At 75.0% G+C, this 21005-nt stretch carries 21 protein-coding genes and 1 pseudogene; 14 read left to right on the forward strand and 8 right to left on the reverse strand.

Translation table 11 applies throughout. The features are described from left to right. Nucleotides 1-198: 198 nt before the first annotated feature. Both L1857_RS17390 and L1857_RS17395 read right to left on the reverse strand, forming a co-directional pair. On the reverse strand, nucleotides 199-1530 hold the full coding sequence (locus L1857_RS17390; protein ID WP_116111748.1) for a carboxylesterase/lipase family protein: 1332 nt from the start codon (nucleotides 1528-1530) through the stop codon (nucleotides 199-201). Between the two features lie 59 nt (nucleotides 1531-1589). After that, nucleotides 1590-2189, reverse strand: coding sequence for an HNH endonuclease (locus L1857_RS17395; RefSeq protein ID WP_094008370.1), 600 nt, complete (start codon nucleotides 2187-2189; stop codon nucleotides 1590-1592). A 113-nt stretch (nucleotides 2190-2302) separates the two neighbouring features. Between L1857_RS17395 and hmgA the strand changes: the two genes are divergently transcribed. Then, nucleotides 2303-3625 (forward strand): homogentisate 1,2-dioxygenase, encoded by a 1323-nt coding sequence (gene hmgA, locus L1857_RS17400; RefSeq protein WP_116111747.1) that lies wholly within the window; start codon nucleotides 2303-2305, stop codon nucleotides 3623-3625. A gap of 120 nt (nucleotides 3626-3745) precedes the next feature. Continuing rightward, complete coding sequence (locus tag L1857_RS17405; RefSeq protein ID WP_249465621.1) at nucleotides 3746-5038, forward strand: phosphoribosyltransferase family protein; 1293 nt, start codon at nucleotides 3746-3748, stop codon at nucleotides 5036-5038. A gap of 241 nt (nucleotides 5039-5279) precedes the next feature. Here L1857_RS17405 and L1857_RS17410 read toward each other — a convergent pair whose 3' ends face one another. Next, nucleotides 5280-6272 (reverse strand): SDR family oxidoreductase, encoded by a 993-nt coding sequence (locus L1857_RS17410; protein ID WP_116113253.1) that lies wholly within the window; start codon nucleotides 6270-6272, stop codon nucleotides 5280-5282. A 104-nt stretch (nucleotides 6273-6376) separates the two neighbouring features. Here L1857_RS17410 and L1857_RS17415 point away from each other — a divergent pair, with 104 nt between their 5' ends. Both L1857_RS17415 and L1857_RS17420 read left to right on the forward strand, forming a co-directional pair. Next, entirely contained in the window at nucleotides 6377-7375 is a 999-nt protein-coding gene (locus L1857_RS17415) for an acyl-CoA dehydrogenase family protein (RefSeq protein ID WP_249465624.1), read from the forward strand. Between the two features lie 142 nt (nucleotides 7376-7517). Then, nucleotides 7518-7691, forward strand: coding sequence for a hypothetical protein (locus tag L1857_RS17420; RefSeq protein ID WP_167481527.1), 174 nt, complete (start codon nucleotides 7518-7520; stop codon nucleotides 7689-7691). Nucleotides 7692-7798: 107 nt separating this feature from the next. Here the strand turns inward: L1857_RS17420 and L1857_RS17425 are convergent, their stop codons facing one another. Next, nucleotides 7799-8374 carry an NUDIX hydrolase gene (locus L1857_RS17425; RefSeq protein WP_116113255.1) on the reverse strand — a complete coding sequence of 192 codons (576 nt, stop codon included), beginning with the start codon at nucleotides 8372-8374 and terminating at the stop codon, nucleotides 7799-7801. Between the two features lie 80 nt (nucleotides 8375-8454). Between L1857_RS17425 and L1857_RS17430 the strand changes: the two are divergent. Together L1857_RS17430 and L1857_RS17435 are read left to right on the forward strand one after the other, a co-directional pair. Beyond that, nucleotides 8455-10463, forward strand: a pseudogene (locus L1857_RS17430) (acyltransferase family protein). A gap of 166 nt (nucleotides 10464-10629) precedes the next feature. Next, nucleotides 10630-11001 (forward strand): hypothetical protein, encoded by a 372-nt coding sequence (locus L1857_RS17435; RefSeq protein WP_233157490.1) that lies wholly within the window; start codon nucleotides 10630-10632, stop codon nucleotides 10999-11001. On the opposite strand, the gene L1857_RS17440 is transcribed toward L1857_RS17435, so the two are convergent. Both L1857_RS17440 and L1857_RS17445 read right to left on the reverse strand, forming a co-directional pair. Then, on the reverse strand, nucleotides 10988-11401 hold the full coding sequence (locus L1857_RS17440) for an STAS domain-containing protein (protein WP_094008363.1): 414 nt from the start codon (nucleotides 11399-11401) through the stop codon (nucleotides 10988-10990). The genes L1857_RS17435 and L1857_RS17440 overlap by 14 nt on opposite strands. A gap of 76 nt (nucleotides 11402-11477) precedes the next feature. Next, complete coding sequence (locus L1857_RS17445; RefSeq protein WP_249465626.1) at nucleotides 11478-12680, reverse strand: MFS transporter; 1203 nt, start codon at nucleotides 12678-12680, stop codon at nucleotides 11478-11480. A gap of 147 nt (nucleotides 12681-12827) precedes the next feature. Here L1857_RS17445 and L1857_RS17450 point away from each other — a divergent pair, with 147 nt between their 5' ends. Genes L1857_RS17450 through L1857_RS17485 form a run of 8 tightly spaced genes read left to right on the forward strand, consistent with a single transcriptional unit; the run spans nucleotide 12828 to nucleotide 19050 of the window. Beyond that, entirely contained in the window at nucleotides 12828-13895 is a 1068-nt protein-coding gene (locus L1857_RS17450) for a FecCD family ABC transporter permease (protein ID WP_249465629.1), read from the forward strand. Then, nucleotides 13895-14677: an ABC transporter ATP-binding protein gene (locus L1857_RS17455; protein ID WP_116113263.1), complete on the forward strand. Its 783-nt coding sequence runs from the start codon at nucleotides 13895-13897 to the stop codon at nucleotides 14675-14677. The genes L1857_RS17450 and L1857_RS17455 overlap by 1 nt, the downstream gene beginning before the upstream one ends. Then, complete coding sequence (locus tag L1857_RS35885) at nucleotides 14674-14970, forward strand: hypothetical protein (protein ID WP_249465632.1); 297 nt, start codon at nucleotides 14674-14676, stop codon at nucleotides 14968-14970. The genes L1857_RS17455 and L1857_RS35885 overlap by 4 nt, the downstream gene beginning before the upstream one ends. After that, entirely contained in the window at nucleotides 14922-15659 is a 738-nt protein-coding gene (locus L1857_RS17465) for an ABC transporter substrate-binding protein (protein ID WP_249465635.1), read from the forward strand. Before L1857_RS35885 ends, L1857_RS17465 begins: the two co-directional genes overlap by 49 nt. After that, nucleotides 15656-16411 carry a class I SAM-dependent methyltransferase gene (locus L1857_RS17470; protein ID WP_240323356.1) on the forward strand — a complete coding sequence of 252 codons (756 nt, stop codon included), beginning with the start codon at nucleotides 15656-15658 and terminating at the stop codon, nucleotides 16409-16411. Before L1857_RS17465 ends, L1857_RS17470 begins: the two co-directional genes overlap by 4 nt. Further along, nucleotides 16408-17211: a Rossmann-like domain-containing protein gene (locus tag L1857_RS17475; protein WP_094008357.1), complete on the forward strand. Its 804-nt coding sequence runs from the start codon at nucleotides 16408-16410 to the stop codon at nucleotides 17209-17211. Before L1857_RS17470 ends, L1857_RS17475 begins: the two co-directional genes overlap by 4 nt. A gap of 5 nt (nucleotides 17212-17216) precedes the next feature. Then, entirely contained in the window at nucleotides 17217-18143 is a 927-nt protein-coding gene (locus L1857_RS17480) for a GHMP family kinase ATP-binding protein (protein ID WP_240323357.1), read from the forward strand. Continuing rightward, nucleotides 18064-19050: a pyridoxal-phosphate dependent enzyme gene (locus L1857_RS17485; RefSeq protein WP_116113277.1), complete on the forward strand. Its 987-nt coding sequence runs from the start codon at nucleotides 18064-18066 to the stop codon at nucleotides 19048-19050. Before L1857_RS17480 ends, L1857_RS17485 begins: the two co-directional genes overlap by 80 nt. Nucleotides 19051-19365: 315 nt before the next feature. On the opposite strand, the gene L1857_RS17490 is transcribed toward L1857_RS17485, so the two are convergent. Together L1857_RS17490 and L1857_RS17495 are read right to left on the reverse strand one after the other, a co-directional pair. Then, the gene (locus L1857_RS17490; protein WP_094008404.1) at nucleotides 19366-20043 is read right to left on the reverse strand and encodes a GNAT family N-acetyltransferase; all 678 of its coding nucleotides are present in this window, start codon (nucleotides 20041-20043) and stop codon (nucleotides 19366-19368) included. A gap of 16 nt (nucleotides 20044-20059) precedes the next feature. Further along, nucleotides 20060-20971, reverse strand: coding sequence for a Gfo/Idh/MocA family protein (locus L1857_RS17495; protein WP_249465637.1), 912 nt, complete (start codon nucleotides 20969-20971; stop codon nucleotides 20060-20062). Nucleotides 20972-21005 lie beyond the last annotated feature (34 nt).

Here is a 21005-nt window from a genome sequence, read left to right on the forward strand (position 1 = left end):
GGCCCGCGAGTCCCACGCTCGGGCGCGCGAGTCCCACGCTCAGGCGCGCGAGTTGCCCGCCCGGGCGCGGCCAGCAGGCCGCCGTTGGCGAGGCGCAGTGCGGAACTCGCGGGCGCGAACGTGGAACTCGCGGGCGCGAACGCGGAACTCGCGGGCGTGTACGTGGGACTCGCGGGCGGGAGCGTGGGACTCGCGCAGTCAGGGGAGGCGGTGCGGGGCGCGCTTCGGCGTGTGCCGCGGCCATCCCGGCGACGGGGTGCCGGTGCGGGTGAAGGACAGCCATGCCGCGCGTAGCTCGCGGCCCAGTTCGGTCAGTGTCGTCCACTCGGCGCCGGCCAGCATCGGCGCCGCCCGCCACGCCGTCTCGTCGCCGAGCAGGAACGGCAGGTCCACGCAGTGCCCGGCGCCGTACGGCGAATCCGGCGCGCCCCAGTCGAACACGTAGCTGTAGACCCGCCCGCCCCGCGCGGCGAGCTGGTCGGCGAAGGCCCGCGAGGGGGCCCCGAACATCCACCGCGTGATGCCGGCCTTCACCGCCGCCACCCCGCGCGCGGTGACCGGGAACCGTTCCAGGTGGGCGAATCCCGGCTTGCCGGTGAGGAACGAGTTCATCTCGGCCGCCGTGGTGCCGATCAGCACGTCCACGTCCGGGGCGAACCGCGCCCGCTGCGACAGCCAGTGCGTCACGCTCGGCAGCGGCGGCGCGTCGGCGACCGGGCAGAACGGCGGCACCGAGTACAGCCCGCCCGGCCCGGCGGCCTTGACGATCGTGTCGTTCTGGGCGCGCAGGATCTCCGCGACCGGGGCCGTCCGCGGATCCCCGCGCAGCGCGGTGGTGAACAACCGCGCCGTGCGCGCGGCGCTGCGGGGGCCGGCGAGCCGTAGGCCCAGCGGCGCGCTCTGCAGGATCGCCCGCCGGAACAGGCCCCGCGCCTCCGGCAGCGCCATCAGGCACGCGATCGAATGCGCCCCCGCCGACTGCCCGAACACGGTGACGTCGTCCGGGTTGCCGCCGAAGGCCGCCGCGTTCTCCCGGACCCACCGCAGCGCGGCGAGCTGGTCCAGCAGGCCGAGGTTGCCCGGCGAGACCCCGGGCAGGCGCAGGTAGCCGAGCGCGCCGAGCCGGTAGTTGGGCGCCACGAACACCACGTCGCCCTCGGTCACCAGCCGGTGTCCACCGTAGAACCCGAACGAGTTCGCCCCGGTGACGTACGCGCCGCCGTGCAGCCACACCATGACCGGCCGCTTGCGATCGTCGGCGGCGGGCGTGATCACGGTGAGATTGAGGCAGTCCTCGTCCTGGCCCGGCACGTCCGCCGGGACGCCCATGACCCCGTCCGGCCGCACCGGCGGCTGGGGGCTGACCGGGCCGTGGCGGCCGGCGTCGCGCACCCCGGTCCACGGCTCGGCGGGCTCGGGCGGGGCGAACCGGGGCGCGCGGGCGAACGGGATGCCGCGGAACTCGGCCAGGCCGTCGGCCGTGACGAATCCGCGAAGCTTGCCGCCCCCGGCGGCCACCACGGTGTCCACACCACCACTGTAACCGCGGCCCCCGCGCGATGATCGCGGAGCGGATTCCGCCGCACCGCTCAGGACGGGCGCGGGTAGAGCCGCCGGGTGACCGACAGCCAGTGCGCCTCGTCCGGGCCCAGGGGCGGCCGGCCGAGGGAGTCCCACAGGTCGGCGTAGCGGTCGGCCAGACCGTGCCAGCCGTCGTCGGCCGGGTCCCGCAGCGTCCACCCCAGCGCGTCCAGAGGCAGGTTCCCCTTCGCGCTGTTGCACACCCAGCAGGCGGTGACGATGTTGGCCGGATCGAGCGGGTCGCCGCCCCGGGTCACCGGATCGACGTGGTCGTGGGTGGCCGAGATCGTCTCGACGGCCGGGTGCACTTCGCCGGCCTTCCAGTTCCGGTGGTACGGGAACTCCCGCGGGTACGCGGCCGACACCAGGCGCATGACGGGCGTGAGGACGGTCCGGACGCCGCAGTAGCGGCACTGGTAGCGGTCGCGCTCGAAGATCCCGGCCCGGGCGCGGACCGAGGGTGTCCGCCGGTGGACGGGCGGCCGGAGCCGCTCGGCGATGGCGGCCATCCGCGCGTCCGCCGCCGCGCGATCGCGCCGGATGAGCGCCCGGACCAGGTCGTCGAGCGCATCGGGGTAGCCGGCCGCGTTCCCGCTCGTCGTCCTCACCGCAACCCTCCCGCCGCCGGAGCGCCATGATCCTGGGGTGCCGCCGAAGTTGACCCGCGTGCGCCGCCCGACCACGCTGGAGTCAGCTCAGCAGCCGACGAGGGGTGTGCACGATGACGAGCACGATCGAGCCGGGCGTCCGGGCGGGCACCGAACTGGCGTACCTGACGGGCTTCGGCAACGAGCACCACAGCGAAGCGGTCCCCGGCGCCCTGCCGGTCGGCCGCAACTCCCCGCAGCGCGCGCCGCTCGGGCTCTACGCCGAGCAGCACAGCGCCACCGCCTTCACCGAACCGCGCGCCCACAACCGGCGCAGCTGGGTCTACCGCATCCGGCCCTCCGCCGCGCATCCGCCGTTTCACCCGATCGAGCATCCGACGCTGCGCAGCGCCCCGGTGACCGACGGCCTGCCGGACCCGAACCGGATGCGCTGGGACCCGGTGCCCTTCCCCGGCGAACCGGCCGACTTCGTCGACGGCCTCTACACCATCGGCGCGACCGGCAACGTCCTGCAGCGCGCCGGCATCGGCATCCACGTCTACCGCGCCGACCGCTCGATGACCGGCCGCTGCTTCGCCGACGCGGACGGGGAACTGCTGCTGGTGCCGGAACTCGGCGGCCTGATGGTCCACACCGAATACGGCAGGCTGCGCGTCGAACCCGGGGAGATCGCGGTGATCGGCCGCGGTGTGCGGTTCCGCGTCGACCTGCTCGGCGACCGCGCGCGCGGATACGTGTGCGAGAACTACGGGCAGCCGTTCACCCTCCCCGAACTCGGGCCCATCGGCGCCAACGGCCTGGCCAACCCGCGCGACTTCCAGTACCCGGTCGCGGCGTTCGAGGACCGGGAGGCGACCGTCGAGGTGGTGCAGAAGTTCGGCGGGCGGCTGTGGGCGGCCGAGTACGACCACTCGCCGCTGGACGTCGTGGCCTGGCACGGCAACCACGCCGCCTACAAGTACGACACCGCGCGGTTCAACGTGATGGGCACGGTCAGCTACGACCACCCGGACCCGTCGATCTACACGGTCCTGACCTCGCCGTCGGAACTCTCCGGACAGGCCAATGCGGACTTCGTGGTCTTCGCGCCGCGCTGGCTCGTCGGCGAGGACACCTTCCGCCCGCCCTGGTACCACCGCAACGTGATGAGCGAGTTCATGGGCCTGGTCAAGGGTGTCTACGACGCCAAGGCCGAAGGGTTCGTGCCGGGCGGGGCGAGCCTGCACAACATGTGGTCGGCGCACGGCCCGGACGCCGCCACCTACGCCACGGCCAGCACGCAGGAACTGGTGCCGCAGAAGATCGACGACACGCTCGCGTTCATGTTCGAAACGCGCTGGCCCGTGGTGACGACGGACTTCGCCGCGTCGGCGGCGCACCGGCAACCCGGCTACGACGAGGTGTGGCGCGGGATCCGGCGCGAGTTCACCGGCTGAGCACGGAAGGTGCGCGGCGGGTCCCGTACCGCCGTCCGGCCCAGTGGGGCCCTAGGACTCTCGCCGCGGATCCTCGCCGCCGATACGGTCGCCGGAGAACTTCGCGGAGGAGGTACTCCGATGCCGTTCACCGACCGGAGGGACGCCGGTCGCCGCCTCGCGGCGCGACTGGACCGGTGGCGAGGCAGCGACGCGGTGGTGCTGGGGCTTCCGCGCGGGGGCGTGCCGGTCGCGTCGGAGGTGGCCCGCGCGCTCGGCGCGCCGCTGGACGTGGTCCTGGTGCGCAAGCTGGGCCTGCCGTTCCAGCCGGAGCTCGCGCTGGGCGCGATCGGCGAGGGCGGGCTGCGGGTGGTGGACCCGGATCTGGTGCGGCGGTTCGGGATCAGCGCGGCGGAGCTGGCCGCGGTGGAGGCCGCGGAACGGTCCGAACTGGACCGTCGCGCCGCCCGGTTCCGGTCCGGCCGGGCGCCGGTGCCGCTGGCGGGACGGACGGCGATCGTCGTCGACGACGGGGTGGCGACCGGGGCGAGCGCGCGGGTCGCGGTGGCGGCCGCGCGGGCGGCGGGGGCGCGGCGGGTGGTGGTCGCGGTGCCGGTCGGGGCGCGGCAGGTGGTGACGGCGCTGCGGGCGGACGCCGACGACGTGGTGTGCCTGGAGTGCCCGGCGGCGTTCATCGCGGTGGGGCAGTGGTACGAGGACTTCACGCAGACCCCGGACGAGGAGGTCGCGCGGCTGCTGGCGGGCGAGCCCGGCGATCCGGACGCGGCGACCGGCGACGAGGAGGTCACCGTGTTCGCCGGGGCGGTGCCGCTCGGCGGGCGGCTGACGGTGCCCGAGTGCGCGGCGGGGATCGTGGTGTTCGCGCACGGCAGCGGCAGCGGCCGGTACAGCCCGCGGGCGCGGTCGGCGGCGGAACCGCTGCACCGGGCGGGGATCGCGACGCTGCTGGTGGACCTGCTGACGCCGAGCGAGGAGACCGACCGGGCGCGGGTGTTCGCCGTCGAGCTGCTGGCCAGCCGGCTGGTGGAGGTGACGCGGTGGGTGCGTGCGCGGACCGGCCCGCCGGTCGGCTACTTCGGCACGGGCACCGGGGCCGCCGCGGCGCTGCTGGCCGCGACGGACTACCGGGTGGAGGTGGCGGCGGTCGTGGCGCGCGGCGGACGCCCCGATCTCGCCGCGAAGCGCCTGGGATGGGTCCGCACGCCGACGATGCTCATCGCGGGCGCCCGCGACGCCGCCGCGCTGGAGCTGTACCGGCGAGCGCACAGCCGGCTCCCCGGCGAGGCGCACCTGGCGGTGGTACCCGGGGCGACGCACCTGTTCGAGGAGCCCGGCACGCTCGACCAGGCGGCCCGCCTGGCCCGCGACTGGTTCCGCAGGTACCTGACACCGGTGACCATCGAGGGCGGTTAGGGCGAGCAGCTGCCCCGGCCGCGCCGACCAGGCCGCGATGCTCACGGCTGCATCGAGCGCCACGTGGCAGGGCGGTCAGCCGTGCCCCGCGCGTAGCCCGCGGTCGCCGGCGAGAGTGGTCCCCCCAGCGTGGCGCGCTGGAGCCCGGCGGCGCCGAGCAGGGCGTGGTGCGCCGATGCTCATGCCACGACCTGCCTCGCGCCGCCTCGCGGTCAGCCGTGCCCCGCGCGCCGCCCGGGGGTCAGCGGCGCGCGCGAGCGATCACGCCGCCCAGCGTGGCGAGCAGCAGTCCGGCCGCGCCGAGGAGGCCGTGGTGCCGCGAAGCCCACGGCTGCACCATCCGCCGCACCGCGCGGCGGTCGAAGCGGCCGTGCGCGCCGAAGTCGCGGCGCTCGTCGGCGGGCGACCACAGGTTCGCCGGCTGCGCGGGGTCGCGCCGCTGCCCGGCCTGCTGCGCTCCGTAGCCCGTGCGGGCCAGGTAGCGGTCCAGCAGCCCGGGCGCGAACTTGTCGCCGAGCAGGGTGGCCACCGTCGAGCCGCCGACCCAGTACTCGCGCCGCCCGGGGTGCTCGGCGGCGTGCACGATCGCCCGCGCCGCGACCTCCGGCTGGTAGACCGGCGCGACCGGCTGCGCCCGGCGCGGCAGCCGCGACAGCACCCAGTCGAACTGCGGCGTGTTCATCCCGGGCAGCTGCACCATCGTCACCCGCACCCCGGACCGCTCGTGCAGCAGCTCGCACCGCAGCGACTCGGTGAAGCCCTGGATCGCGTGCTTCGCCCCGCAGTAGGCCGACTGCAACGGGATGCCGCGGTAGGCCAGCGCCGATCCGGCCTGCACGATCACGCCCCGGTCCCGCGGCCGCATCCGGTCCAGCGCCGCCCGCGTGCCGTGCACGAACCCCAGGTAGGTCACCTCCGTGACCCGCCGGAACTCGTCCGGCTCCACCTGCGTGAACGGCGCGAACACCCCGCTGAACGCCGCGTTGACCCACACGTCGACGGGCCCCAGTTCCGCCTCGGTCCGGCTCGCCGCACGGTCGACGGCCGCGAAGTCGGCGACGTCGACCTGGATCGGCAGCGCCCGTCCACCGGCCCGCTCGACCTCCCGCGCGGCGGCCCGCAACCCCGCCTGGCCGCGGGCGAGCAGCGCGACGTCGTCACCTCGTTCGGCGAAGGCCCGTGCCGTCGCCCGGCCGACCCCGCCACTGGCTCCCGTCACCACCACGACTCCCATGCCTCCCGGCTACCCGGGCGGCGGCGGCCCTATCCGGTGGTTTTCCGGGAAGGCGGCCGGGTAGTAACGCTGTGTTCGCATCCCCGCACGCCAGGTGGTGGCCGGTGCTGGACCACACCGTTCTGCTCGACTCGGTGATCGAGTCGACGATCGCCCCGCAGGCCGACCAGGTCGACCGCGCCGGGCGGTTCCCGCGGTCGGGGATCGGCGCGCTCGGCGAGGTCGGGCTGCTGGGACTGGCCAGCGCGTCCGCGGTGGGCGGCGGGGGCGCCGGCCTCGCGGAGACCGCGCGCGTGGTGGAGCGCGTCGCCGGGGTCTGCGGTTCGACCGCGATGGTCCTGCTCACGCACTACGCGGCCACGGCCGCGGTGGAGGCGCACGGCCCGCCCGCGGTGCGCGGCGCGATCGCCCGCGGGGAGCACCTGGCCACGCTCGCGCTCGGCGAGCCGGGCGACCGGTGCACCCTGCGGGACACCGAGCTGGACGGGGCCAAGAGCTGGGTGGTCGCGGCGGGCGAGGCGGACAGCTACGTGTGGATCTGTGGCACCGGGGTCGCGCTGGTCGGTCGCGACGTGCCGGGCCTGCTGGTCGGCGCGCCGTTCGACGGGGTCGGCCTGCGGGGCAGCGCGGCCACGTCGGTCACGGCGGACCGCGTCGAGGTTCCGGCCGGTTCGGCGCTGGGGGAGGTCCTGGAGGCTGTGCTGCCGGGTTACCTGGTGCTCGGCACCGCCTTCTCGCTGGGCCTGATCGAGGCGATGCTCGCCGAAGCGGCCGGGCACCTTCCGGGGCGGCCGGAGCTCGCCGCGCTGCGCACGCGGACCGACCTGCTGCGCGTGTTCCTCGGTGACACCGTCGCGGCGGTCACCACGGGCCGGCCCGATGCGCTGGTGCGCGCGGTGCAGGCCCGGATGGTCGCCGCGGAGACGGCCACCGACGTCGGTGACCGGCTCCTCCGGCTGTGCGGCTTCGCGGCGGCGCGCAAGGAGCTGAGCATCGAGCGCCACTTCCGGGACGCGCTCACCGCGCGGGTGATGACCCCCACGGGTGAGATGCTGGCGGAGATCATCGGCCGGGATGCCGTTGGCCAGCCACTATTCCGCTGAGCCGGTGTCCTCAGTGGACGGTCGGGAAGATTCCGCCGCCGGGACCGGCGTGTCGGCTTGCGTGTCGTCGAACAGGTGTTCTACTGTTCGACGCGGCCGGTCGGGGAGTGACGGGCCGCGAGAGAACGGCAGGGGAGTGGCGATGGCCTACAAGATCACACACGTGTCACGCGCGCAGGAGATCCGGTTCCCGACCCAGGCGGCGGCGGAGCACTACGCCGACCGCCTCGGCGGCGGACTGGAGAAGTGGCAGGTCCGCGAAGCGGGCGCCGACCTGTCCGGCACGACGGCGACGGAGCCCGCCCAGCGCGGCTGAGCCCGCGGGGGCGGTGCCCGGCTGGGGTTGTGGTGCGGGGCGTGGCTTTCCGGGAGCGGAGCTGCCCGGCGCAACCGTGGCCGAGGCAGCTCCCGCACCACCCGGCCTCACCGCCACGCGAACACCGGCTGCTCGAAGTGCGCGACCCGCGTGGTGCGGCCGTACAGCGCGGCCTCCCGGAACTGGTACAGCACCGCGGCCGTCGGGGCGTGCACCAGGTGTCCCACCAGCGGCAGCTGGATCACCGGCCGGTCCGACTCCGGGATCGTGAGGAACCGGGGCTCCACCGCCAGCTCCCGCACCCCGATCTCGTGCACGTGCGCGACTTCCTCCGGGTTCGGGCGCAGCCGCGCCGGGCCGGGCAGTCGCACGACCACCGGCGTGATCACGTACCCCGAACGCGTCGGGTAGTCGTCCAGCAGGCCGACGCAGTCCGCCCGCTCCGCGACCACCCCCAGCTCCTCCTCGAGTTCGCGCAGCGCCGCCCCGATCGCGTCCTCACCCGGGTCGACCCGGCCGCCCGGCAGCGCGAACTGCCCGGGGTGGGCGCGCATCCCGCTCGCCCGCCGGGTCAGCCAGATCACGGGGTCGTCCCCGGACACCACGATCGCGATCGCCGCCGCGCGCCGCCCGTCCAGCGGCACGGCCACCCGCGGGAACGCCTCGATCACGTCGGTCCGCACCCCACCGACCCTAGCCGGACCGCGCCACGGCCGTGGGTAATCTCGATCTCCCCGGGAACGCCGAGCGAGGAAAGGTGCCGATGACCCCGCCCCACCAGCCGACCCGGTCCCGCTACCGCCCCGAGATCGAGGGCCTGCGCGCGCTCGCCTGCGTCCTGGTGGTCGTCTACCACGTGTGGCTGGGCCGGATCTCCGGCGGCGTCGACGTGTTCTTCTTCCTCACCGGCTTCCTGATCACCGGGCAGCTCTTCCGCGCCGGGCAGCGCGGCCGCATCGACGTCCGCGCGCTGTGGCGCCGCACGATCACCCGGCTGTTCCCGGCCGCGCTCACCGTGCTGCTCGTGGTCGTCGCGGCCGCCGCGCTCGTGCTGCCGCAGGCCCGCTGGTTCGCCACCATCCGCGAGATCTTCGCCGCCGCGCTCTACCTGGAGAACTGGCAGCTCGCCGCGAACTCCGCCGACTACTTCGCCCAGCACAGCGACGCCAGCGTGGTGCAGCACTTCTGGTCGCTGTCCATCCAGGGCCAGTTCTACCTGCTCTGGCCACTGCTGGTGGCCGGCCTCGCCGCCGCCGCGCGGGGCCGCCTGCGCCCCGCCCTGACCGGCACCCTGCTGGTCCTGACCACCGCGTCGCTGGCCTACTCCGTGTGGCTGACCGCGGAGAACCAGCCGCTGGCCTACTTCTCCGCCCTCACCCGGATCTGGGAGTTCGCGCTCGGCGGGCTGCTCGCGCTGGTCATCGACGCGATCACCCTGCCCGCGGCACTGCGCGTCGCGCTCGGCTGGCTCGGCGTCGCCGGGCTCGTCGCCTGCGGGCTGGTGCTGCAGGTCGGCACCGTCTTCCCGGGCATCGCCGCCCTGTGGCCGGTCGCCTCCGCCGCGCTCGTGCTGCTCGCCGGTACCACCGGCAGCCCCGCCGGCGCCGACCGGCTGCTCACCGCCCGCCCGCTGACCTGGCTCGGCCGGCTCAGCTTCCCGCTCTACCTGTGGCACTGGCCGGTGCTGGTGCTCTACCTGGTGTACCGCGGACGGACCGAGGTGGGCCTGCTCGGCGGCGCGTTCGTCGTCGGCCTCTCGGTCGCGCTGGCGGTCGCCACGCACCACCTGGTCGAAACGCCGGTGCGCCGGTCACAGCTGGCCGTGCGCGGCGCGTACCGGTTCGCCGTGCTGGCGATGCTCCCGGTGCTCGCCGCCGCCGGCGCCTGGCAGGTCGCGGGCCTGGCCCGCTCCGGCACGCCCGCGGCCGGAGGTCTCGACCACCCCGGCGCACTGGCCCGCACGCCCGGGTTCGTCTACCAGGGCGCCGCCGACGTGGCGCCGGTGCCGTCGCTGCTGGCGTTGCCCGGCGACTGGGCCTGGATCGACAACTGCGCCGACTCACCGCGCGGCAGCGAGCTGCGGGTGTGCACCACCACCCCGGACGGCCCGCCGGAGAAGACGCTGGTCATCGTCGGCGACTCGCACCCCACCCAGTTCATCGCGGCCCTGGAACCGGTGGCGCAGCGGCGCAACTGGCAGCTGGTGGTGATGTCCCGGGGCGGGTGCCCGTTCTCCACCGAGTCCGAGATCGACCCGGACGACCAGGCCTGCCGCGACTGGAACGCCGCGGCCGCCGACGAGATCCTCGACCTGCGGCCGGACGCGGTGTTCACCACCGCCACCCGTGACGTGCGGGCCGGGCTCACCGAACGGACCCCGCCGGGGTTCGTCGCGCAGTGGCGGAAGATCGAGGCGGCCGGCATCCCGGTGCTCGCGGTGCGGGACAACCCGCGCTACGACTACGCGCCGTCGGAGTGCGTGGAGCTGCGCGGCGCGGACGCCCCGAGTGCAACCCGCCGCGCGCCGACTTCTACGCCGACGAGCCGCCCTGGCTCTTCCTGGACGACGTTCCCCCGAACGTGTCGTTCCTGGACTTCAGCGACTACTACTGCGACGAGGCCGTCTGCCCGCCGGTGATCGGCAACGTGCTGGTCTACCTCGACGACAACCACGTCGGCGCGACCTACCTGGGCACCATGGACACGATCCTGGAACAGGCCATCGACGCCGCGCTCGGACCGCCGGACCCGGAGCCGCCCGCGCCGGCCTGATCGGCACCACCGGTAGAGCGGGTATCCGCCGTCCGGGTGGCCGAGTGCGCCCATCCGTGTGCTGCGCGCGGCCCCTCCGCGTGATTTCATTCGGTCCAAGGTTTGATGAACCCGCACGTGGGTAGCGACGGCGGCCGTTGACCAGACAGCGGAGGTGTCCGGGTCCTTGACCGACTCACTGGAGGAGCAGACGCCCGCCACGGCGGCGGTGCGGCTCGACGGCCCGGAGGGGCTGGCCCCGTTGCGCCGGCGGGTGCGCGCGATGCTCGCCGACTGCCCGGACCCGGTCGTGATCGACGTCGTCCTGCTGGTCGACGAGCTGGCCGCGTCGGCGTGCGTCACGGCGTTCCCGCCGTTCGAGGTCCGGTTGAGCCGGACCGCGGGCGTGCTGCGGGTGGAGGTCGACGGGGTGGGCGCGCCGCCGGAGCCGGGCATCGGCACCGGGGTGCTGGACACGATCAGCACCCGGTGGGGCACCGGGCCGGACGGGGTGCTGTGGGCGGAGCGCGAACTGGGCGCCGGGCTCAGCAGGAGCTGAGCGCCTCGTCGCGGGTGGCGTAGACCGGCAGGCGCTGGTCCAGACCGGTGATCGACAGCGGGCGCGCGGTCTGCCGCGTCGGGGCGACCACCCGGACGTCGGCATGTTCACTCGCCTGGGCGAGGGCGGCCAGGCCCGCGGAGCCGAGGAACTCCACCCCGCTGAGATCGACCACCGCGACCCGTGGCCGGTGCGCGGTCAGCTCGTCGAGCGCGCGGTTGAGCGGGGCGGCGGTGGCCACGTCCACGTCGCCGGCGACCTTCAGCACGGCGATCCCGGGCACGGGCCAGAACACCTGCAGGCGCAGGGCTCCCGGCGCGGCCCGTTGCGCGGGGACCCGGGCCCCGCGCCGGACGGCCGTGGTCACGGCACCGGTGGAGTTGCGCGCCGGGTGGGTCATGACTCTCCTCCCCGTCAGCCCTGTCTGGCCTGCTCTCTTCTCGTAGGGTAATCACCCTCGCACGGCGAGCACCAGTTCAGAGACGGTCACGCGGCTGGGCGAAATGTCGCGTGCCGGGCACCAGGGCGGCCGCCGCGGGCGCGAGCAGGCACACCAGCGCGCACGCCCCGAGCACCGGTCCGGGGCCGAATTCCGCCATCGCGGGGGCGATCAGGGCCAGTCCGGCCGGGGCCAGGCCGTAGGACAGCAGGAAGTCCAAAGCGGACACTCGGGCCAGCCGGGACGGGTCGACCTCGCGCTGGATCGCGGTGAACCACGGGACGTTGAACAGTTCGATGCCCACCCCCGCGACCGCGTAGGCCGCCACGACGACCGCCGGGTGCACCGGCAGCAGCAGGCTCAGCGGGGCGGCGGCGTAGGCGGCCAGGCCGGCCAGTGCCGTCCGGCCCGCCGCCGCGGGCGTCCACCGCGCGAGCAACAGCGCACCGGCCAGCGCGCCGAGGGTGTAGGCGGTGGTCGCCGCGGCGAGCACCGCCTCCGAGCCGTACCGGTCGCGGCTGATCAGCGGCAGCGCCACCCCGGTGGCCGAGTAGCCGGTGGCGATCACGGCGGTCAGCGCGAACAGCCCGGCGACGAACCACGGGTGGCGGCGGGCTTCGCGGATCCCGTCGGCGAACTCGGTGACCAGCGACGCGCGCGCCGCGGGGACGGCCGGGAGCGGGCGCCCGGCGGGCGGGACGACCGCGGCGGCCAGCCACAGCAGCCCGGTGCCCCACAGCAGGGCCGGGACCGGCAGCACGGTCGCCAGCAGCGCGGTCAGGCTCGGCGCGACGAGGGTGGTGACGCGCACCGACAGGGTGATCGCGGCGTTCGCGCGCTGCCGGGCGTCCTCGGCGACCACCTCGGCGGTCAGGGCCTGGAACGCGGGGCGGCACGCGCCCTGCCCGGCTCCGGCGACGGCGGCCGCCACCACGGCCACGGCGAGCGAACCGCTCAGCCCGGCCCCGATCACCGGGCTGGCCACGGCCGCGGCCACCCCGGCGGCGGCGACCACGCGCCGCCGCGCGAGCCGGTCGGCCAGCACGCCGCCGACCGGGACGGCCGCGAGGAACCCGATCGTGCGGGCGGCGAGGAGCACGCCCAGACCGGCCGGGGTGAGCGTGGAGTCCAGAACGGCCAGGCCGAGGACGAACGGCAGCGCCCAGGTCGCCAGCCCGGAGGCCGTGGTGCCGCACCACAGGCGCAGGAACGCGGGATCACGCAGGACGGGAGCGGTCACGGCGGCGGGGTTCCTCCTCGGTCGGCGGCACATCCGGACGAGACTCTAGACGAAAATGATTATCGTTTGTAACATCGGGTCCGGTTCACGAAGAGTAAGCGGTTTCCGCCGCCGTCCTTCGACGGTGGTAACGACAAGGGGGTACTCGTGACGGTCACCGCGACCGGCGCACCGCCGGCCCGAGCCGTTCCGGGTGTGCTCGCCGTGCCCGTTCTCGTCGTCGTGCTCGGGGTGTCCGTCGTGGTGGGGGTCGCTCTCGGTCCCACCGTGATCCCGCTGCCGGACACGCTGCGGTACCTCGCCGCCGCGCTGACCGGGGGTTCCCTCGACGCCGCGGAGATCACCGGGTACTCGATCGTGTGGCAGGTCCGCACACCGCGCGTGCTGCTGGCCGCCGTCGTGGGCGCCGGGCTGTCGGTGATCGGTGTCGCCGTGCAGGCCATGGTGCGCAACGCGCTCGCCGACCCGTTCATCCTCGGCGTCTCCTCGGGCGCGTCGGTCGGGGCCAGCGCGGTGGTGTCCTTCGGGCTGTTCGGTGCGCTCGGCGTGTACGCGTTGTCGGCCGCGGCGTTCCTCGGCGCGCTCGCGGCGTCGGTCCTGGTCTACGTGGCCGCCCGCGGCCGGGCCGGCCTCACCCCGCTGCGGCTCGTGCTCACCGGTGTCGCGCTCGCCTACGGGTTCCAGGCGCTGATGAGCGTGATCGTGTTCTTCGCGCCGTTCGGCGAGGCCGCCCGCTCGGTGCTGTTCTGGCTGCTCGGCAGCCTCGGCGGGGCGACCTGGGGATCGCTGCCGGTCGCGGTGGCCGCCGTGGGGCTCGCGGTGGTGGTGCTGCTGCGGCGCAGCCGGGCGCTCGACGTGCTGGCTCTGGGTGACGAGTCCGCCGCGAGCCTCGGGCTCGACGCCGACGCCCTGCGGCGGGAGCTGTTCCTGCTCACCGCCGTCGTCACCGGCGCGCTGGTCGCGGTCAGCGGCGCGGTCGGCTTCGTCGGCCTGGTCCTGCCGCACCTGGTGCGGATGGTGGCCGGACCGGGCCACCGGCGGGTGCTCGTGCTCGCGCCCCTGGCCGGGGCGATCTTCCTGATCTGGGTGGATCTGGCCTCCCGCACCCTGTTCGCGCCGCGCGAGCTGCCGCTCGGGGTGATCACCGCGCTGATCGGGGTGCCGGTGTTCGTCGGCCTGCTGCGCGGCCGCGGCTACCTGTTCGGAGGCCGCTGATGGACCTCGCCCTCGACTCGGTCACCGTCGAGGTCGCCGGCCGCAGGCTGGTCGACGCGCTCAGCCTCAAGGCCGGCGACGGCGAGGTGGTCGGGCTGGTCGGCCCGAACGGCAGCGGCAAATCCACCGCGCTGCGCTGCGTCTACCGGGCGCTGGCCCCCAGCTCCGGCGCCGTCCTGGTCGGCGGGACCGACCTGAGTGGACTGTCCACCCGGGACAGCGCGCGGGTGGTCGCCGCGGTCACCCAGGAGGCGGGCAGCGACCTGGACTTCACCGTCGCCGAGATCGTCGCGATGGGCCGGTTCCCGCACCACCCCGGCAACCGGGCGCTGAGCGAGCGCGAGCACGACCTCGTCCGCCGGTGCCTGGAGCGGACCGGCGTCGCGCACCTGGCCGGGCGCGGCATCCAGTCGCTGTCCGGCGGCGAGCGCCAGCGCGTGCTCATCGCCCGCGCGCTGGCGCAGGAACCGCGGATCCTCGTCCTCGACGAGCCGACCAACCACCTCGACGTGCGTCACCAGGTCGAGCTGCTGTCGTTCCTGCGCACCTGCGGGCTGACCGTGCTGGTCGCCCTGCACGACCTGAACCTGGCCGCGGCCACCTGCGACCGCGTCGCCGTGCTGCACGAGGGGGAACTCGCGGCCGCCGGCCCGCCCGGCGAAGTACTCACCCCCGAGCTCGTCCGCCGTGTTTTCGGCGTGACCCCGGTGCTGGTGACCCATCCGGTCACCGGGGTCCCGCAACTGCTCTGGACGTTCACCGATCGAGGAGGAAGCCCGTGAGAGGGCGTTGGACAGCCGTGCTCGCGATCGCGGCGGTGGCACTCACCGCGTGCGGCGCGCAGGTGCGGCCCGGCGGTGACACCGGCCCGGCGCCGGTGACCGTCGAGAACTGCGGCCACGCGATCACCTACCCGCTGCCGGAGCGCGCGGTCGCCTACGACATGAGCAGCACCGAGAAGATGTTCGCGCTCGGGCTGGCCGGCCGGATGCGCGGCATCGTCATGCCCGCACCGCCGAACCCGCCGTGGCGCGGTCACCGTACGTGGCCGACTACCGGTCGGTGGAGACCCTGAGCACCGACGTGCTCAGCTTCGAAACCGTTGTCGCCGCGCGGGCCGACTGGGTGCTGGCCGGGTGGAACTCCGGCTTCAGCGAGGCCCGCGGCATCACCCCGGCCAAACTGGACGGTGTGGGCATCCGCAGCTACCAGCACACCGAGAGCTGCTTCAACTACGGCGACCGGCCGGTCAAGGTGCCGCCGCTGGAAGCGCTCTACACCGACCTGCGGCAGATCGGGCAGATCTTCCACGTCGGCGACCGCGCCGAGGCCCTGGTGGCGGACCTGCAGGCGCGGGCCGCCGCGCTGCGGGCGAACGCGCCGGCGGGGGAGCCCGCCCGGGTGTTCATCTACGACTCCGGCACCGACCAGCCGTTCACCTCCGGCAACCAGGCCGCGCCGGACACCATCGTGTCCCTGGCCCGCGGCCGCAACATCGCCGGGAACCTGGACGCCCGCTGGACCACCATCGGCTGGGAACCGGTCGTGCAGGCCCAGCCCGAGGTGATCGCCGTCGTCGACTACGGCGACCGCCCGGTCGCGGACAAGATCGCGTTCCTCAAGTCGTTCCCGCCCCTGGCGGACACCCCGGCGGTGCGGGAGAACCGCTTCCACGTCCTCGACTACGGCGAGGCCGTGAGCGGCCCGCGCAACCTCGACGCCGCCGAAAAGCTCGCCGCCTACCTGCGTTCGATCGGACGATGACCGGAAAGGCCGGAAAGGACACTGTGGACACCGTGGACACTGCCCGGATCGACCAGCTCCCGCCGCCCCTGCCCGCCGAGCGGATCATCGCGCTCAACCAGCCGAAGGCCGACCTGCACACCACCCGCCGCTACACCTGGCGGGGATGGGAGTTCACCGCGCCGCCGGGCGTGTTCCTGCCCGGCGGGACCAGCCGCATGATCCACGAGCGGGTCCTGGACGGCACCATCGAGGTCCGCGACCGCGTCTACGCCGCCATGGGCTGCGGGCTCGGCGTCGAAGCCGTCGCCGCCGGAGTGCGCGGGGCCCGGGAGATCTACGCGATCGACGTGCACCCGGACAGCGTCGAGGCCACCCGCCGGCACTACGAGCGGATCGCCGGGCCGCGCCAGGGCACCCGGTTCGTGCCGGTGGTCGCCGACCTCTTCGACGGTTTCCCGGACGGCGTGCGGCTGGACGTCGTCACCTTCAACCCGCCCGCGGTGAGCCAGCCGGTGAGCGACGACCCGGACGTCGTGCGCAACGTGTGCGCCGGAGCCCCGCTGCTGGAGCGGTTCTTCGCGCTGCTGGCCGGACGCGACCTGCTCGCGCCCGGCGGCGAGGTGTTCGTCATCGTGTCCAACACCGCGGACCTGCGCACGATCGTGCGGGACGCGGCCGGGCACGGGTTCACCACCGAGGTGGCGCACTGCCACGACTGGCAGGACGGCGTGCTCACCTACCTGTTCCGGCTGCGGCGGGAGGCGGCGTGAGCACCGTCGGCGCCCTGACCGCCGAGGTGCTCGCCGGCAAGCACGGCCCGGACCCGGCGGAGCTGACCGTCACCAGCGTCTTCTGGCTGCACCACGGCACCCGGCTGGCCGGCGGGGACGTGACCTACCGCAACTCCTACGTCCTCGTCCGGCTGGGCGCGGCGTTCGGGGCGTGTGCCTTCGAAACCGGTGAACTGGCGCCGGAGATCTGCGCGGAGTTCTCCGGGGCGCCGCTGGACGAGCTGCTGCGCCAGGAGCTGCGTCCACTGCGGATCGCCGCGCTGGACGCGTACCTGTCGGCGGCCGCGCCGCACGAGCAGCAGCCCGCGGCGGAGCCGGTGATCCTGCCCGCCGGCACGCCCGAGGTCCGGGCCCGCGCCCGGGACGCGGCGATCGCCGGGCTCCTGGACCTCGGGCCGGGCGCGCGGGTGGGGCTCATCGGCGTGGTGAACCCGCTGGTCGCGGCGATCCGCGAGCGCGGCGGGACCTGCCTGCCGTGCGACCTGAACCTGCGCCGCACCCAGTGGGGCGATCCGGTGACGCCGGAGATGGGGAAGGTGCTCGACGTGGCGGACGCGGTCGTGGCGACCGGGATGACGCTGGGCAACGGGACCTTCGACGAGATCGTCCGCCGCTGCCGGGAGCGGGCGGTGCCGCTGGTCGTCTACGCCCAGACCGGCAGCGCCGTGGCGCGGGCGTTCCTCGGTGACGGGGTCAGTGCCCTGTCCGCGGAACCGTTCCCGTTCTCGCAGTTCAGCGCCGCGCCCACGGTGCTGTACCGGTACCGGGCGGCGGCGTGACCGGTGTGGGGTACGCACCCGGGCACCACGGGGAGATCCTGCAGGGCGTCTTCCGCGACGGTGACCGCCGCTGCCGCGGGCTGGTCACGCTGCCCGTGCCGGGGGCGGTGACGCGCGCCGAGTTCGTGCCCCGGCCCGGCCCGCTGACGGTGGTCCCGGCCGACCGGGTCAAGGCGCGGCGGGCCGCCGAACTGGCCGCCGCCGCGTGCGGCCGCCCGGCGGGCGGGGCGTTGCGGCTGGACAGTGGATTACCGGTCGGGCTGGGGCTGGGATCGTCCACCAGCGACATCCTGGCCACCGTGCGGGCCGTGTCGGCGGCGTTCGGCACGGCGCTCGCCCCGGAGGCGGTCGCGCGGATCGCGGTGCGGGCCGAGCACGCCAGCGACCCGATCATGCTCGGCGGTGGTGCGGTGCTGTTCGCGCAGCGGGAGGGGCGGGTGCTGGAACGCCTCGGCCCCGCGTTGCCGGCCGCGGTGGTGGTCGGGTGCGTGACCGGCGGTGGCGCGCCGGTGGACACGCTCGCGCTGGACTTCGCCGGTGACGTGGCGGCGTTCGAGCGGCTGCGGCGGATGCTGCGGCTGGCGATCGCGACCGGGGACGTCGCGCTGCTGGGCCGGGTGAGCACCGAGAGCGCGCGGCTGAACCAGCGCGTGCTCGCCAAGGACGAACTGCCGGAACTGGAACGGATCGCGGCGCTCACCGGGGCGGCCGGCGTGCAGGTCGCGCACAGCGGCAACGTGGCCGGCCTGCTGTTCGACCCGCGCGGCGGCGGGGACCGGTTGCGCCGGTGCGTCCGCGCGCTGCGGGCCGCCGGGTTGCCGGTGACGCGCCTGTTCACGACGGAAGGGAAGGATGCACGACCACATCGCCGAGGCGATCGCGCGGCCGGCTCTGGTCCGGACCGGCGAGCGGCTCGTCTGCCTGCGGTTTGAGACGATGAAGGTGGTCTCCGCGCTGGAGGCCGTGCGGCATCTGCTGCGGACCGGCGTGGTCGCGCCGGGGGACACCCTGGTCGACAGTTCCAGCGGGATCTACGCCTACGCGCTGGCCCTGGCGTGCCACCGGTTCGGGTTGCGGTGCCACATCGTCGGATCGACCACAGTGGACCACACGTTGCGCACGCAGCTGGCGGTGCTGGGCGCGACGCTGGAGCAGATGCCGCCGGCGGCCGATCTCAAGCTCGACCAGGACCGGCGGGTGCGGCGGATCGGGGAGATCCTGCGCGCGCACCCGGACTGGCACTGGATGCGGCAGTACCACGACCGCGTGCACTACCTGGGGTACCGGGCGGTGGCTGAGGAGATCGCGCGGGAGCTGGACGCGTCGCGGCTGATCGTGGTGGGCGGGGTCGGGTCCGGTGCGTCGACCGGGGCGCTGGCGACGTGGTTGCGGTCGTCGGCGCCCGGTGTCGGCCTCGTCGGGGTGCAGCCGTTCGGGAGCATCACGTTCGGCAGCGAGCACGTCGCCGATCCGGACATCATCATCGCCGGGATCGGCAGCTCGATCCCGTTCGGGAACGTGACGCACGAGCTGTACGACACGATCCACTGGGTGGGGTTCTCCGCGGCGCTGTCCGGAAGCGTGGACCTGTTGCGCCGGCACGCGATCTTCGCCGGGCTCTCCACGGGCGCCGCGTACCTGGCCGCGCGCTGGGAACGCGACCATTCGGACCGCACGGTGGTGTTCATCGCCGCGGACACCGGGCACCGGTACGTGGACACGGTGTTCGCCCGGCACGCGGAGGCGGCCCCGGTGGCGTCCCTGGCGCCGGTGGAGCCGGCCACCCGGGCGGGCCTGGCGTTGCCGTGGTCGCGCATGCGCTGGCCGGCGCCCGCGTGATGCGTTTCGGGCGGGTGCGCACGCCGAGGGAGTCCTGACTTCGTCTCAGGTGGGCGCGCCCATCCCGAGGGAGTCGGTGCCGGGGCGGAGGTGGAAACCCCGGTGCGGGGCGGAGGGCGCACATCCGCCGCCGAGGCGGTGCCGGTGGCGTCCCTGGCGCCGGTGGAGCCGGCCACCCGGGCGGGCCTGGCGTTGCCGTGGTCCCGCATGCGCTGGCCGGCGCCCGCCTGACCCCGGCTCGGGCGGGCGCGCGTACGCCGACGAAGTCCGGACCCCGTCTCAGGCGGGCCCCCGCGCGCCCACGAAGTCCCCGGCTCAGGCGGGTACCCGCACCCCGACGAAGTCGATCTCCCGTCGCAGGCGGAAGCCCAGCGCCGCGTACAGGCGGATCGCGCTCGTGTTGTCCGCCGCCGCGTGGAGGAACGGGGTTTCGCCGCGTTCCCGGATTCCGTGCGCCACCGCGAGCACCAGCCGCGTCCCCAGCCCCTGCCCGCGGAACTCCGCGTCCGTGCAGACCGCGCTGATCTCGGTGTACCCCGGCGGGTGCAGGCGCTCCCCGGCCATCGCGATCAGCCGTCCCGCGCGGCGGAAGCCGAGGTAGGTGCCCAGCTCGACCGTGCGCGGCAGGAACGGCCCCGGCCGCGTCCGCTCGGCCAGCGCCAGCATGTCCGGCACGTCCGCCGCCGTCAGCCGCACCGCCTCCGGGTCCGGCGCGGTCTCCATCGGCCCGGCCACCATCTGCACGCCCGGCACGGCGAACTCCACCGCCCAGCCCGCCGGCGCCGGCAGCCGCGGCCCGGGCAGCGACAGCACACCGCCCGGCCCGGCCAGCTCGGCCAGGTCCTTCCACGCCGTTTCGTCCGCGTCGTCCGGCATGCCCGCCCACGGCGAGACCGCGGGGTCGTACCGCACCGCGGTCCCGTGCGACTCGGCGAACCGCGCGTGCGGTCCGGTCAGCGACGCGTAGGCCGGGTTGTCCAGGGGAGAACTCACGCCCCGACGGTACCGGTCACCCACCCGCCGCCGGTGCCACACGTGAGCGGGGACGCACACCGAACCCGGCGGCCCGGTAACACTCGTCGACCAGTGTCATCGTCGCGACCGCGTCCGCCAGGCCGTTGCGCGGCGGCGCACCCTCCCGCACGTACGCCGCGAACGCCTCCAGCTGGTACGAGTACGACGGGCGCCGCCCGAGGTGCTCGACCCGGTCGCCCACCAGGATCCGGTCGTCGGTGTCCGGGCGCACGAAGTTCACCGCGGTCGCCGCACCTCGGGTGCCGGTCAGCCGCAGGCCGAACCGGACCTCGCCCGCGGCCATGTCGCAGCGCACGGTTCCGGCCGCCCCACCGGGGAACGCCAGCCGCGCGTCCATCGCCTGGTCCACCCCGGGCCGCCGCGCCGTCCCGCTCGCCGACTCCAGCACCGGCGCGCCGCCCGCCCACGGCGCGAGCCCGCGCAGCGCGTGCAACCCGTAGCAGCCGACGTCCATCAGCGCGCCGCCCGCCAGCTCGAACGACCACCGCGGGTCGCCGTCGGCGGGCGCGGGGATCAGCAACTCGGCCTCGGCGCGGCGCAGCTCACCCAGCTCGCCGGAGTCCAGGATCTCGTGCAGCCGCGGCAGAACCGGGTGGTAGAGGTAGTGGAACGCCTCCATGACGCACACCCCGGCCTCCTCCGCCGCCTCGGCCACCTGGCGGGCCTCTTCGGCGTTGGCGGCGAAGGGTTTCTCGGTCAGCACGTGCTTCCCGGCGCGCACCGCGGCGAGGTTCCACGGCCCGTGCAGCCCGTTCGGCAGCGGGTTGTAGATCACGTCGATCTCGTCGTCGGCGAGCAGCTCGGCGTAGGAGGCGGCGACCCGTTCCACACCGTGCCCGGCGGCGAACGCCTCGGCGCGGGCGCGGTCCCGCGCGGCGACGGCCACCAGCCGGTGCCCGGTTTCGCGGGCCGGCGCGGCG

The sequence above is a fragment of the Amycolatopsis thermalba genome, from assembly GCF_023376025.1.
GTDB lineage: Bacteria > Actinomycetota > Actinomycetes > Mycobacteriales > Pseudonocardiaceae > Amycolatopsis_E > Amycolatopsis_E thermalba.